This is a genomic window from Pseudomonas sp. LAIL14HWK12:I10 (assembly GCF_900184205.1).
In the GTDB taxonomy this organism is placed as follows: Bacteria; Pseudomonadota; Gammaproteobacteria; order Pseudomonadales; family Pseudomonadaceae; genus Aquipseudomonas; species Aquipseudomonas kermanshahensis.
Genome location: NZ_FXWU01000004.1, coordinates 32,333 through 46,617 on the forward strand (window position 1 = coordinate 32,333; position 14,285 = coordinate 46,617).

10 protein-coding genes are annotated in these 14,285 nt (G+C 60.8%); all 10 read right to left on the minus strand.

The genetic code is table 11. From position 1 onward, the window contains the following. Positions 1-250: 250 nt before the first annotated feature. The 10 genes from QOS90_RS10300 to gyrA all read right to left on the minus strand — a co-directional run bounded on the left by QOS90_RS10300 (position 251) and on the right by gyrA (position 14,000). Complete coding sequence (locus tag QOS90_RS10300; protein WP_027595955.1) at positions 251-1,297, minus strand: LPS O-antigen chain length determinant protein WzzB; 1,047 nt, start codon at positions 1,295-1,297, stop codon at positions 251-253. Between the two features lie 255 nt (positions 1,298-1,552). Next, entirely contained in the window at positions 1,553-2,995 is a 1,443-nt protein-coding gene (locus QOS90_RS10305; protein WP_085272804.1) for an MBL fold metallo-hydrolase RNA specificity domain-containing protein, read from the minus strand. A 103-nt stretch (positions 2,996-3,098) separates the two neighbouring features. After that, positions 3,099-3,362, minus strand: coding sequence for a lipopolysaccharide assembly protein LapA domain-containing protein (locus QOS90_RS10310; RefSeq protein WP_027595953.1), 264 nt, complete (start codon positions 3,360-3,362; stop codon positions 3,099-3,101). Between the two features lie 18 nt (positions 3,363-3,380). Then, positions 3,381-3,677: an integration host factor subunit beta gene (ihfB, locus tag QOS90_RS10315; RefSeq protein WP_003252675.1), complete on the minus strand. Its 297-nt coding sequence runs from the start codon at positions 3,675-3,677 to the stop codon at positions 3,381-3,383. Between the two features lie 240 nt (positions 3,678-3,917). Continuing rightward, entirely contained in the window at positions 3,918-5,594 is a 1,677-nt protein-coding gene (gene rpsA, locus QOS90_RS10320; RefSeq protein WP_003252673.1) for a 30S ribosomal protein S1, read from the minus strand. A 123-nt stretch (positions 5,595-5,717) separates the two neighbouring features. Further along, positions 5,718-6,404, minus strand: a complete 687-nt coding sequence (cmk, locus tag QOS90_RS10325) for a (d)CMP kinase (RefSeq protein WP_027595952.1) — start codon at positions 6,402-6,404, stop codon at positions 5,718-5,720. Further along, entirely contained in the window at positions 6,401-8,641 is a 2,241-nt protein-coding gene (locus tag QOS90_RS10330) for a bifunctional prephenate dehydrogenase/3-phosphoshikimate 1-carboxyvinyltransferase (protein ID WP_085272803.1), read from the minus strand. Before QOS90_RS10330 ends, cmk begins: the two co-directional genes overlap by 4 nt. A gap of 154 nt (positions 8,642-8,795) precedes the next feature. After that, a complete protein-coding gene (pheA, locus tag QOS90_RS10335) occupies positions 8,796-9,890 on the minus strand; it encodes a prephenate dehydratase (protein ID WP_027595950.1) in 1,095 nt (364 codons plus the stop codon). Continuing rightward, on the minus strand, positions 9,890-10,975 hold the full coding sequence (gene serC, locus QOS90_RS10340; protein ID WP_085272802.1) for a 3-phosphoserine/phosphohydroxythreonine transaminase: 1,086 nt from the start codon (positions 10,973-10,975) through the stop codon (positions 9,890-9,892). Before serC ends, pheA begins: the two co-directional genes overlap by 1 nt. Positions 10,976-11,237: 262 nt before the next feature. Next, complete coding sequence (gyrA, locus tag QOS90_RS10345) at positions 11,238-14,000, minus strand: DNA gyrase subunit A (protein ID WP_085272801.1); 2,763 nt, start codon at positions 13,998-14,000, stop codon at positions 11,238-11,240. Positions 14,001-14,285 lie beyond the last annotated feature (285 nt).

Consider the following 14,285-nt stretch of genomic DNA (forward strand, 5'->3'; position numbering starts at 1 on the left):
GAATTCCAGCTGAAACAGTTTGGCTCGCGGCCTAACGCCCCAAGACCCACCAAATAATCGGCAATAGCAGCACGCCTAGTTTGCCAAACTCGAGATCGGCGGGCTACTCACACTACACCCTAGCCGCTTCCAGAGCCACCAAAGCTGTGCCCCTTGCCTGCTGACTGCAAGCATCCCTACCTCCAGTGAACGCTATTTTGATAACAATAAAATTAACTAATGCGTTAACTGGCCACGAACCAGCGGGCCGCTATGCCTGCCGACGCCTGACCCAGAGGTCTCTGGCCATGGCAGCAAGCGCACCAGCGCCTAATCCCAAAACAACACTCAATACAACAATAAGCGACTTTTTCGGCTTCACCGGCCGGTCTGGTAGCTCAACCGCACCATCTTGCTCGAACACCTGTATCAAGGATGGGTCGAGCTTTAGATTACGGTAAAACATTACCCTTTCTTGCATCGGGCGCAGCCCGTTGATGAACGGCTCGTCAGTGGTTCGCGCCACAAGATTGGCGATTTCAGCTTCTAGCGCCTTGGTCCCGCGCATATAGGTGAGCGACCCACCCATTGCCGCAGAGACCTCGGCCGACAACGACTGCGAAATCACTGGAGGTTTCTCCAAGCCAATGGACTTGGCGACAATCAAGGCCTCCTTCAACTGAGTAATCCGATCTTCTCGCTCCTTCCTTGCACTGGCCTTCGCGCCTTCGATCTGGGTTTGCAGGTTGTCCGCCTTGACCATCATCTCACTGCGGTTGCTATCCAGCACTTCTCGCTTCGCTGTCTCTGCTGCAAGCGCGTTGTAAGCCACTACCCACTTCGCAGCTTGCTGAGGATCTGAAATGGATGCGGTGACTGCGTATCGGGTCGAGGACCCCTTCCCTGCAGCCGCCACTGTGAGCACATTGCCAAAATCGCTGTACAACGAGTCACGTGATCCTCGGCGCTGCTCTTCGCTCAAGCTAGGCAGGTATACATCGCGGAAAAACCTGTTACGCACACCCTCTGACTGCAAAGCCTGAAGATGCGTATCGTAGACCTCCTTGACCGTCAAAGCGCTTAAGCCAGAATCGCCACCACGCCCAAAATTCAACTGCGCGATATCGTTTTGGGTGGGCGGCTCTACGAACAGTTTCGCTTCATACACGGGCGTGGCCAGCAACGCATACGCAAACCCTGCGGCCACCATGGGTGCCGCCACCATCCCTGCCCACAGCTTCTGGCGCCAGACGCCCTGTACCAATTCAACAAGCTCGATTTCATCATCACGATATGGGCGCTGAGGTTCATTACGCATCTATTCTAATTATCCTAGGGTCCGTCTAACATCATCAAAACAGTGAGCTCACCCATAGCACGGGCCACACACGGCGCCAACAAGCGCTACTATGCACGCCTACAGCCAGCGTAGCGTCAACATGCCTGCATGCTAACTCGATTCCACCCTACCCTGCACGCGGGGTCAAGTTCAAAGAAACAAGCATGGGTAGAGCCCTGATGATGTCAGTTGTTCCCCAACCTTAGCGCCTCCTCCGCACTTCCAGCTGAATGGTCAGCGTGGTATGGAAATTCTGGTGCTTGCTTTACGCAGCGCAAACGCTTGCCTCAAAGAGGATGCCAGCATTTCTTTAGACCTTACCTCACCGTGCACAAGCAAAATTTCAGATGGCTCGCGCTCCATGTTAATCGCAAAGGCCAGCAACCCTGCCTGATCCGCATGCCCCGAATACCCACTCAACGTCATCACCTTCGCCCGAATCTCATAAGCCTCCCCATCCAGATCAATCTGCACAAACCCTTCCGCGCCTTCACTGGCCTGGATCACTGCCCCCGGCGTGCCCTTGGCTTGATACCCGACGAACAGCACCTCATGCCTCGGATCCCCAAGCATGGCCTTGAGGTAGTTGACGATCCGCCCACCCGAGCACATGCCGTTGCCTGCAATGACAATCGCCGGGCGCCCGGTGCTTTTGAGGTAATTCACCACATGCTGATGCCTGTCATGGGTATCCACACTAATCAGCTGACCAAAGCCCAGCGGGTCACGCCCCTCAGCCAACCGCGCGCGGGCTTCTTCATTCCAGTAGTCATGTAGGTCGCGGTAAACGCTGGTGATGCGTTGAGCCAAGGGTGAATCAAGAATGATGGGCAATTGTGACCAATCAAGAAAACTATCACCCGGCGCTTGACCCGCACTCAGCAGGGCCTTGCGATGAAGGATGTCTTCGAGCTCGTACAACAATTCCTGGGTACGCCCCAGGCTGAAGGCTGGGATGAGGATCGTGCCGTTATCGGCCAACGCCCGATCGATAAGTGCTTCCAGTTTTTCTCGACGGTCGTCGGTACTGGGGTGCAGGCGATCACCATAGGTGCTTTCGAGCACCAGCACGTCAGCGCGCTCTGGGGGCTGCACTGGCCGCAGCAAGGGATTGGTGGAGGGCCCTAGGTCGCCGGAGAACACGTAGCGGGTGTTGACCTCCCCGCGCGCCACGTCACACTCGACATAGGCTGAACCCAGTAGGTGCCCGGCGCGCTGCAAGCGAATGCGGCAGCCAAGACCAGGTCGGTCGATGAGAACATGCCATTGCTCAAAAGGCAGCGGGACGATCAGTTCATCGAGCATCGCGAGATAGCGCTGCACGTGCTGCGGTTCACGGCTGATGCTCAGCCGGTAGGCATCCTCCAGCACCAGTGGAAGCAGCTTGGCAGAGGGTTCGCTGCACAGGATAGGGCCTCGGTACCCCGCCGCCAGCAGCGCGGGGATGCGGCCGACATGGTCGAGATGCACGTGCGTGACGATCAGCGCTTGAACACTGCTCACCTCGAAGCTCGCACCAAAACCCAGGGACGCAGGTTCCGCGCCAGACGATGCATCATCACCTTGCGCCAGGCCGCAATCGACCAGCAGGCTGGTAGCGAGGTCAAGGTGAAGCTGGTGGCAAGAGCCAGTTACGCCTCGGGTGGCGCCGTGATGAGAAAGAACGGGGAAATCCATGCTGCTGCACACTCGCCTGGGCCGAAAATGAAGTGTGCTATTACTTCATGACAGCCGATGCGGGCATAGGTGAGACTTTCCTCAATAGAAGTAGGAAACAGCCTCAATTACCGCTTAATGCCGCTTGGCGGGCAGAAGCGCGAATCTTGCGCTTGCTGCGCTGCACGCCGTAGGCGCCGAGCAGTGGGCCGATAGCCAACCCGATGACCAGCGCGGCCAGTACCAGTACCGCAACCGGCACTTCAGGGGCAGACCAACCAAACAGGACCAGCGAGACCGCCTGCTGGTTCTCGAGTACGAAGAACAGCACCACAGCCGCCAACAGCAGCACGAACAACGCCGCCAGGGCGCGCTTGAGGTTACGCATCAGACTGCTCCTTTTTTATCAGGCCTCGGCCTCATCTTCTTCATTGACCCGGTCACGCAATTCCTTGCCCGGTTTGAAGTGCGGCACGAACTTGCCTTCCAAGCTGACCGACTGGCCAGTCTTAGGGTTGCGACCGACGCGGGGTGCGCGATAGTGCAGCGAGAAGCTGCCAAAACCGCGAATCTCGATGCGATCGCCCGTCGCCAGGCACTGCGACATCTGCTCAAGCATGGTCTTGATGGCCAACTCCACATCTTTCGAGGAGAGCAGCCCCTGATGGGTGACAATACGTTCGATCAGCTCCGACTTCGTCATATTTTTCCCTTCGTTATCAAGCAGCTAGATCATTGCTTAACCAGTTTGTAGCACGCTGGGAGGGATTTGAACAGGGCGGTTCTTGACTTAATAAAAAAATTCAAGATTGAAGTTGTACAAGAATGGTCTAGCGCGAGGATCGCCAGGCCTGCAAGCCAGCCCCTAAAGAGCCCCCTGCCAAACAGGCATAAAAAAAGGGCGACCCGAGGGTCGCCCTTTTTCTTACCGATCCAACAGAACTTAGTTCTGTTTGGCCATTGCTTCGCGCAGCAGCGCAGCCATGGTGGTGTCGGCAGCAGCTTCCGGAGCGTTTTTCAGGCTCTGGATAGCTTCGCGCTCTTCAGCGTCGTCTTTCGATTTGATCGACAGGCTGATAACGCGGGACTTACGGTCAACGCTGATGATCTTAGCTTCGATCTCTTCGCCTTCCTTCAGAACGTTACGCGCGTCTTCAACGCGGTCACGGCTGATTTCGGAAGCTTTCAGAGTGGCTTCGATGTCGTCGGCCAGGGTGACGATGGCGCCTTTGGCGTCAACTTCTTTCACGATGCCCTTGACGATAGCGCCCTTGTCATTGACAGCAACGAAGTTGGAGAACGGATCGTCTTCCAGCTGCTTGATGCCCAGGGAGATGCGCTCGCGCTCTGGGTCGACCGACAGGATGACGGTTTCCAGCTCGTCGCCCTTCTTGAAACGACGTACGGCTTCTTCGCCGGTTTCGTTCCAGGAGATGTCGGACAGGTGAACCAGGCCGTCGATGCCGCCGTCCAGACCAATGAAGATACCGAAGTCGGTGATCGACTTGATGGTACCGGTGATCTTGTCACCCTTGTTGAACTGGCCGGAGAAGTCTTCCCATGGGTTGGACTTGCACTGCTTGATGCCCAGGGAGATACGACGACGCTCTTCGTCGATGTCCAGAACCATGACTTCCACTTCGTCGCCAACCTGAACGACTTTCGACGGGTGGATGTTCTTGTTGGTCCAGTCCATTTCGGAAACGTGTACCAGACCTTCAACGCCTTCTTCCAGCTCAGCGAAGCAGCCGTAGTCGGTCAGGTTGGTAACGCGAGCTTGTACGCGAGTACCTTCTGGGTAGCGGGCAGTGATAGCAACCCACGGATCTTCGCCCATCTGCTTCAGACCCAGCGAAACGCGGTTGCGCTCACGGTCGAACTTCAGAACGCGAACGTCGACTTCGTCGCCAACGTTAACGATTTCGGAAGGATGCTTGATGCGCTTCCAGGCCATGTCGGTGATGTGCAGCAGGCCGTCGATACCGCCCAGGTCCACGAATGCGCCGTAGTCGGTGAGGTTCTTGACGATACCTTTGACTTGCTGGCCTTCCTGCAGGGTTTCCAGCAGGGCTTCGCGCTCGGCGGAGTTCTCGGCTTCCAGCACGCTGCGACGGGAAACGACAACGTTGTTGCGCTTCTGGTCGAGCTTGATGACCTTGAATTCCAGCTCTTTGCCTTCCAGGTGGGTGGTGTCGCGCACTGGGCGGACATCAACCAGGGAGCCCGGCAGGAACGCACGGATGCCGTTAACGTCGACAGTGAAGCCGCCCTTAACCTTACCGTTGATAACGCCCTTGACCACTTCTTCGGCGGCGAAAGCTGCTTCCAGAACAATCCAGCACTCGGCGCGCTTGGCTTTTTCACGGGACAGTTTGGTTTCGCCAAAGCCGTCTTCGACCGCGTCCAGCGCAACGTGAACTTCGTCACCGACCTTGATGGTCAGCTCGCCAGCTTCGTTGTAAAACTGCTCGAGCGGGATGACGCCCTCGGACTTCAGGCCAGCGTGTACGGTAACCCAGTCGCCGTCGATGTCGACAACGATACCGGTGATGATCGCACCCGGCTGAAGATTGAGGGTTTTCAGGCTTTCTTCAAAGAGTTCTGCAAAGCTTTCGCTCATTTTAATTCCTGTAGATTCGGGCGAAACAGACGCCCATCGCCACATTCCAGACAATGTGGGTTTCGTTATTTAAAGGAAAGCCGACAGGACGTTGACTGGTGCACCTGCCTGCTCTCCTGGCTATCAGTGAAGGTCGCGAAGCGCGATCTCACTCCTGATACGTTGCAACACCTGCTCGATGGACAACTCGGTAGAGTCCAACTGAATGGCATCGGCCGCTGGTTTCAGCGGGGCCACTGCACGTTGGGTGTCACGCTCATCACGTGCACGAATCTCATCCAGCAGACTCGACAGACTAACATCTTCGCCTTTGCCCTTCAACTGCAGGTAACGACGACGTGCCCGTTCCTCGGCGCTGGCGGTCAGGAAAATCTTCAAGGGCGCATCCGGGAACACCACGGTACCCATGTCGCGACCATCGGCGATCAGGCCCGGAGCCTCGCGGAATGCACGCTGACGCAACAGCAACGCGTCCCGCACGGCAGGCAGCGAGGCCACCATCGAGGCGCCTGCGCCAACGGTTTCGGTGCGGATGACACTGCTGACGTCCTCACCCTCAAGGATGATCTGTTGCAGCTTACCGGGCTCGGCCGCGATGAACTGCACATCCAGATGGGCGGCAAGTTGCTTGAGCAGCTCTTCGTTGGTCAGGTCGACGCCGTGATTGTTGGCATTGAATGCCAGCAAACGGTACAGCGCGCCGGAGTCCAGCAGGCGCCAGCCCAGCTCGCGAGCCAGCAGACCGGCGACCGTGCCCTTGCCCGAGCCGCTTGGCCCGTCGATGGTGATGACTGTTGCTTGCGAATTCACGACTTGCCCTCTTCAGCCACGCGGATACCGACTTCGGCACACAGTGCCAGGAAGTTAGGGAACGAGGTGGCGACGTTGGCGCAGTCATGGATGCGAATCGGCGCAGTGGCACGCAGCGAGGCAACGCTGAAGGCCATGGCGATACGGTGGTCACCGTGGCCGTGCACTTCGCCGCCGCCGATCGGGCCGCCGTCGATGATGATGCCGTCCGGGGTCGGCTCGCACTTCACGCCCAGGCTGATCAGCCCATCGGCCATGACCTGGATGCGGTCGGATTCCTTGACCCGCAGCTCTTCGGCGCCACGCAGCACGGTGCGCCCTTCGGCACAGGCCGCGGCAACGAACAGTACCGGGAACTCGTCGATGGCCAGCGGCACCAGGTTTTCGGGGATGTCGATACCCTTGAGCTGAGCACCGCGCACACGCAGGTCCGCCACCGGCTCACCACCCACTTCACGCTGGTTTTCCAGGGTGATGTCGCCGCCCATCAGGCGCAGAATGTCGATCACGCCGGTACGGGTCGGGTTGATGCCGACATGCTCGAGCACCAGCTCCGAGCCTTGAGCGATCGAGGCTGCGACCAGGAAGAACGCCGCCGACGAAATATCGGCAGGCACTTCGATGCGGGTCGCCGTCAGCTTGCCGCCAGACTGCAGCGAAGCCACCGGGCCATTGGACTCAACCGCATAACCAAAGCCGCGCAGCATGCGCTCGGTGTGGTCTCGGGTCGGTGCAGGTTCGGTGACCGTGGTCTTGCCTTCGGCATACAGACCAGCCAGCAGCAGGCACGATTTGACCTGGGCACTGGCCATCGGCAGCGTATAGGTCAGCGCCTTGAGCTTGTTGCCACCACGGATGGTCAGTGGCGGACGGCCTTCAGGGCCAGTCTCGACCACTGCGCCCATTTCGCGCAGCGGGTTGGCCACGCGGTTCATCGGGCGCTTGGACAGCGAGGCATCACCGGTCATGGTCACGTCGAACGGCTGACCGGCCAACAGGCCAGAGAGCAAGCGCATCGAGGTGCCGGAGTTACCCACGTAGATTGGCCCAGGTGGCGGCTTGAGGCCGTGCAGGCCCACCCCATGGATGGTTACGCGACCCTGGTTCGGGCCTTCGATGACCACCCCCATGTCACGGAAGGCTTGCAAGGTCGCCAGCGCATCCTCACCTTCGAGGAACCCTTCGACCTCGGTCGTGCCTTCGGCCAGCGAGCCGAGCATGATCGAGCGGTGAGAAATCGACTTGTCGCCCGGTACGCGGATTCGCCCGGTCAGGCGGCCACCCGGTTGGGCCAGGAAAATCAGATCGTTGGCGTTCATAGCGTCCACATAGGCCCGGCGGGCCAGGATTTTACTGAAATGCTCGCGGGCAACGCGTGCGCGGGTGAATACACCCAGCAGCTGGTGCCCGTCCCCTGCATCGATCGCGTCGCGCAAGGCGTCGAGATCGCTGCGATATGTATCAAGCGTGCGCAGGACGGCTTCGCGGTTGGCGAGAAAGATGTCGTGCCACATGGTCGGGTCGCTGCCGGCGATTCTCGTGAAATCGCGGAAGCCTCCCGCAGCGTACCGGAAGATCTCGAGGTTTTCATTGCGCTTGGCCAGCGAATCGACCAGGCCGAAGGCCAGCAAGTGCGGCAGGTGGCTGGTGGCGGCCAGGACTTCGTCATGGCGCTCGACCGGCATGTGCTCGACATCGGCATCCAATGCGCGCCACAGGCGGTCTACCGTGGCCAGGGCGGCGGGGTCGGTGTCCGGCAGCGGCGTGAGGATGACCTTGTGGCGACGGAACAGGGCGGCGTTGGAGGCCTCTACCCCGCTCTGCTCGGAACCGGCAATCGGGTGGCCGGGGACGAAGCGCGACAGGCGCTCACCCAGGACTTCACGGGCGGCGCGCACCACATTGCCCTTGGCGCTGCCGACATCGGTGATGACGGCATCGCCCAGGTCGAGCTGTGCCAGACGTGCCAGCAGCTTTTCCATGGCCAGGATCGGCACGGCCAGCTGGATGACATCGGCACCGACACAGGCGGCGGCGAGGTCTTCTTCACAGCGGTCGACCACACCCAGGGCCACGGCCTGCTTGCGCGAGGGGGCATCCAGGTCGACGCCGACCACTTCGCGGCACAGGCCGCTTTCGCGCAAGCCCTTGGCGAAGGAGCCGCCGATCAGGCCCAGGCCGACGACGACAAGGCGACCGATGAGCGGTGCGGGTTTGGTTGTTACTGCATTTACCACGAGTGCGAACCCTGTTCAGAAATCAAGACAGTGTGGGCCGCCGGGGCTGCTGTGCAGCCCATCGCAGGCAAGCCAGCTCCTACAGGTACAGCGCCGATCCTTGTAGGAGCTGGCTTGCCTGCGATGGGGCGCAAAGCGGCCCCGACAAGCTCATTTACAGCACCGCCTTCGGATAAGACCCCAGCACCTTCAGCCCCACAGCCTCTTGGCTGATCGCCTCCAGCACTGCCTTGATCAACGGGTCGCGGTGGTGGCCGACGAAGTCGATGAAGAACACGTACGTCCACTTGCCGCTGCGCGACGGGCGCGTCTCGATGCGGGTCAGGTCGATACCGTTCTCGTGGAACGGCACCAGCAGCTCGTGCAAGGCCCCCGGCTTGTTGCTCATCGAGACGATGATCGAGGTCTTGTCGTCGCCGGTCGGCGGTACTTCCTGGTTACCGATCATCAGGAAGCGCGTCGAGTTGTCCGGACGGTCTTCGATCTTCTCGGCCAGACGGGTCAGGCCATACAGGTTCGCCGCCATATCACCGGCGATCGCTGCCGAATTCCACTCACCCTTGACCCGCTTGGCCGCTTCGGCGTTGCTCGAAACCGCCACGCGCTCTACGTTCGGGTAGTGCGCATCCAGCCACTTGCGGCACTGGGCCAGCGACTGGGCGTGGGAGTAGATGCGGGTGATGCTGTCGGTCTTGGTGCTCTCACCCACCAGCAGGTGGTGGTGGATGCGCAGCTCGACTTCACCGCAGATCACCATGTCGTGCTCAAGGAAGCTGTCCAGGGTGTGGCTGACCGCGCCCTCGGTGGAGTTTTCCACCGGCACCACGCCGAAGTTGACGGCACCGGCCGCCACTTCGCGGAACACTTCGTCGATGGCCGCCATCGGGCGGCTGATCACGGCATGGCCGAAGTGCTTCATCGCCGCTGCCTGGGTGAAGGTACCTTCAGGGCCCAGGTAGGCGATTTTCAGCGGCTCTTCCAGGGCCAGGCAAGACGACATGATTTCGCGGAACAGCCGCGCCATCTCTTCGTTGCCCAGCGGCCCCTTGTTGCGCTCCATGACCCGCTTCAGTACCGCCGCCTCACGCTCGGGGCGGTAGAACACCGGCTTTTCACCTTCGGCGAGCGAGGCGGTCTTGACCCGCGCCACTTCCTGGGCGCAACGGGCGCGCTCGCTGATCAGCTCGAGGATCTTCTCGTCGAGGCTGTCGATGCGCACGCGCAGCGCCTTGAGCTCGTGTTCGGACATCAGCCGTGCTCCTTCTCGAATTCAGCCATGTAGCCAACCAAGGCTTCCACCGCTTCCAGGCCCAGGGCGTTGTAGATCGAGGCACGCATGCCGCCGACCGAACGATGGCCCTTGAGGTTGAGCAAGCCACGGGCGTCGGCGCCGGCCAGGAAGGCCTTGTCCAGGCGCTCGTCGGCCAGGCGGAACGGCACGTTCATCCACGAACGGGCGTTGACGCTGATCGGGTTGGTGTAGAAGTCGCTGGCGTCGATGAAGCTGTACAGGCGGTCTTTCTTGGCGCGGTTGCGCTGCTCCATGGCCTCGACGCCACCCTGCTCCTTGAGCCACTCGAACACCAGGCCCGAGAGGTACCAGGAATAGGTGGCCGGGGTGTTGTACATCGAGCCGTTGTCGGCCGACACCTTGTAGTCGAGCATGGTCGGGCAGCTGCTGCGGGCGTGGCCCAGCAGGTCTTCGCGCACGATCACCACCACCAGGCCGCTCGGGCCGATGTTTTTCTGCGCGCCGGCGTAGATCAGGCCGTATTGCGAGACGTCGATCGGGCGAGAGAGGATATCGGACGACATGTCGACCACCAGCGGAACGTCACCGGTCTCTGGCACCCAGTCGAACTGCAGGCCACCGATGGTCTCGTTGGACGCATAGTGGACATAGGCAGCGTTCTTGGTCAGGTTCCAGTCGTTCTGGCCTGGGATGGCGAGGTAGTCGTAAGGCTTGGCGCTGGCGGCGACATTGATGTTGCCGAAACGGCGCCCTTCCTCGATGGCCTTCTTCGACCAGATACCGGTTTCGACGTAGTCGGCGGTACCGTTTTCCGGCAGCAAGTTCAGCGGGATCTCGGCGAACTGCTGGCTGGCACCGCCCTGCAGGAACAGGACCTTGTAGTTGGAGGGGACGGACAGCAAGTCACGCAGGTCCTGCTCGGCCTTCTCGGCGATGGCCACGTAATCGTCGCTGCGATGGCTCATTTCCATCACCGACAAGCCCTTGCCGCGCCAGTCCAGCATTTCGGCCTGGGCGCGCTGCAGGACAGCGTCAGGAAGCGCAGCAGGGCCTGCGCAGAAGTTAAAGGCTCGTTTGCTCACATCCACTCTCGCTCTGCCAAAATAGAACAAATCGTAACTTGCAGGCCCGCACCCCCAACGGGGACAGGCTGGCTGTAATGGGGCTGCTGTGCAGCCCATCGCCGGCAAGCCAGCTCCCACAGGCATGTCGAAACGCTCACGACATGCGCTTCACTTGTGGGAGCCGGCTTGCCGGCGATGGGCCGCATAGCGGCCCCATTGACTGCCTCTAATCAGTCAAACGGGGCGACCTTGGTCGCCCCGCTCGGGTTGTTGCGCTCGCTTACTCTTGCGGTGCCTCTTCGGCGCCCGCGCTGTCGTCATCGACAGCCTCCGGCGCTTCACCTTGCGCATCCGCCTCGACCAGTTCGTCGAGCTCTTCTTCGGAAGGCTCCTGAATCCGCTCCAGACCCACCAGCGTTTCGTCAGCCGCCAGCTTGATCAGCGTCACACCCTGGGTGTTACGGCTCAGGCTGGACACTTCGCCAACCCGTGTGCGCACCAAGGTGCCCTGGTCGGAGATGAGCATGATCTCTTCGCCTTCCTGAACCTGGATAGCGCCGATCAACAGACCGTTGCGCCCCTTGGTACCCATGGCGATCACGCCCTGGCCACCACGGCCGCGACGCGGGAACTTGGACAGCGGCGTACGCTTGCCGTAGCCACGCTCGGACGCGGTGAGGATCTGCGCACCGGACTCAGGGATCAGCATCGAAATGATCTGCTGCCCTCTGCCCAGCTTCATGCCGCGCACACCACGGGCGGTACGGCCCATTTCGCGCACCACGCTCTCAGCGAAGCGGATCACCTTGCCGGCGTCGGAGAACATCATGACTTCCTTGGCACCGTCGGTGATGGCCGCGGCAATCAAGGTGTCGCCTTCTTTCAGCTTCAGGGCGATCAGGCCGCTGGTGCGTGGGCGGGCAAACTGGGCCAGCGGGGTCTTCTTGACGGTACCGGAAGCGGTGGCCATGAAGATATAGGCACCGGTCGGCTCAGCAGACCATTCCGGGGTGTCGCCGTCTTCTTCGTCGACTTCCTCGGCCTCTACCAGCTCACCTTCGAGCACGGTGTCATCGGCCTCGTCCAGCTCTTCGTCCAGGTCGGCGCTTTGCTGCAGCGCCTCGAGGTCGATCTGCAGCATCGCAGTGATGCGCTCACCCTCTTCCAGCGGCAGCAGGTTGACCAGCGGACGGCCACGGGCAGCGCGGGACGCTTCGGGGATTTCGTAGGTCTTCTTCCAATACACCTTGCCCTTGCTGGAGAACAGCAACAGGGTGGCGTGGCTGTTGGCGACCAACAGGTGCTCGATGTAGTCCTCGTCCTTCACGCCGGTCGCCGACTTGCCCTTGCCGCCACGGCGCTGGGCCTGGTAGGCGGACAGTGGCTGGGTCTTGGCATAGCCACCGTGGGAGATGGTCACCACGCGCTCTTCTTCCGGGATCATGTCGCCGTAGTTGAGGTCGTGGCTGGCGTTGAGGATCTCGGTGCGGCGCGCATCGCCGTATTCGGCGCGGATGGCTTCGAGCTCTTCGCGGATCACTTCCATCAGGCGCTCGGCGCTGCTGAGGATGCGGATCAGTTCGCCGATCTGCTCGAGGATTTCCTGGTACTCGGCCAGCAGCTTCTCGTGCTCCAGGCCGGTCAGGCGGTGCAGACGCAGGTCAAGAATCGCCTGGGCCTGTTCCGGCGACAGGTAGTACTTGCCCTCACGCAGGCCGAACTGTTCCGGGAGGTCTTCAGGGCGGCAGGAATCGGCGCCGGCGCGCTCGACCATGACCTGCACGGCGCTGGATTCCCAGGCAGTGGAAATCAACGCTTCCTTGGCTTCCGACGGCGTCGGCGAGGCCTTGATCAGGGCGATGACCGGGTCGATGTTGGACAGCGCGACCGCCTGGCCTTCAAGGATGTGGCCACGCTCACGGGCCTTGCGCAGCTCGAACACGGTACGGCGCGTCACCACTTCACGGCGGTGGCGGACGAACGCTTCGAGCAGGTCCTTGAGGTTGAGCAGACGCGGGCGGCCGTCGATCAGGGCCACGACGTTGATGCCGAACACGCTCTGCAGCTGGGTCTGCTGGTAGAGGTTGTTGAGCACCACCTCCGGCACCTCGCCGCGACGCAGCTCGATGACGATGCGCATGCCGTCCTTGTCGGACTCGTCACGCAGCTCGGTAATGCCTTCGATCTTCTTCTCTTTGACCAGCTCGGCGATCTTCTCGATCAGACGCGCCTTGTTCAGCTGGTACGGCAGCTCGGTGACGACGATCTGCTGGCGGCCACCGACCTTGTCGATGTCTTCGACTTCGGAACGGGCACGCATGTAAATGCGGCCACGGCCGGTGCGGTAGGCCTCGATGATGCCCTGGCGGCCGTTGATGATGCCGGCAGTCGGGAAGTCTGGGCCGGGGATGAACTGCATCAGCTCATCGATAGTGACATCCGGGTTGTCGATCAGCGCCAGGCAGCCGTCGATGACCTCGCCGAGGTTGTGCGGCGGGATGTTGGTCGCCATGCCCACGGCGATACCGCTGGAACCGTTGACCAGCAGGTTGGGAATACGGGTCGGCATGACTGCCGGGATCTGCTCGGTGCCGTCGTAGTTGGGCACCCAGTCGACGGTTTCTTTGTGCAGGTCGGCCAGCAGCTCGTGCGCCAGCTTGGCCATGCGCACTTCGGTGTATCGCATGGCCGCGGCGTTGTCGCCGTCGACCGAACCGAAGTTGCCCTGGCCGTCGACCAGCAGGTAACGCAGCGAGAACGGCTGGGCCATACGCACGATGGTGTCGTAGACCGCAGTGTCGCCGTGCGGGTGGTACTTACCGATCACGTCACCGACCACACGGGCGGACTTCTTGTACGGTTTGTTCCAGTCGTTGCCCAGTTCGCTCATCGCAAAGAGAACGCGACGATGCACGGGCTTCAAGCCGTCACGCGCATCGGGCAGCGCTCGCCCGACAATCACGCTCATCGCGTAGTCGAGGTAAGACTGTCTCAGTTCGTCTTCGATATTGACCGGGAGGATTTCTTTGGCCAGTTCGCCCATGAGAAGCCTGATTCCTTTTTCTGGTGAAACTTCGCAGCGCCATCAAGGGCCGAACGAAGCTCGCCGTCGCGACGCGCAGTGCTGCGACGACTTACGACAAATCAATGAGTTGTGCCATGGATCTGCGCAAATTTGGCCGCCGTGATGGGCGGTCTTGGAAACTGCCGGATGTTATCACAAAGGCAGTGCGGGTGGGGAGATGTGGCACAGGCGTTCGCCGTGGGTTTTGTGTCGCCGATGAGATCGAGCGCCGCCCGCGCGGCGCATCGCGAGCAACGCTCGCTC

Bases quoted from the DNA above. Each gene is read 5' to 3' on its own strand.
- QOS90_RS10305 (WP_085272804.1), bottom strand. From the start codon at position 2,995: ATGGATTTCCCCGTTCTTTCTCATCACGGCGCCACCCGAGGCGTAACT.
- QOS90_RS10300 (WP_027595955.1), bottom strand. From the start codon at position 1,297: ATGCGTAATGAACCTCAGCGCCCATATCGTGATGATGAAATCGAGCTT.
- pheA (WP_027595950.1), bottom strand. From the start codon at position 9,890: ATGTCCGAACACGAGCTCAAGGCGCTGCGCGTGCGCATCGACAGCCTC.
- gyrA (WP_085272801.1), bottom strand. From the start codon at position 14,000: ATGGGCGAACTGGCCAAAGAAATCCTCCCGGTCAATATCGAAGACGAA.
- ihfB (WP_003252675.1), bottom strand. From the start codon at position 3,677: ATGACGAAGTCGGAGCTGATCGAACGTATTGTCACCCATCAGGGGCTG.
- QOS90_RS10310 (WP_027595953.1), bottom strand. From the start codon at position 3,362: ATGCGTAACCTCAAGCGCGCCCTGGCGGCGTTGTTCGTGCTGCTGTTG.
- rpsA (WP_003252673.1), bottom strand. From the start codon at position 5,594: ATGAGCGAAAGCTTTGCAGAACTCTTTGAAGAAAGCCTGAAAACCCTC.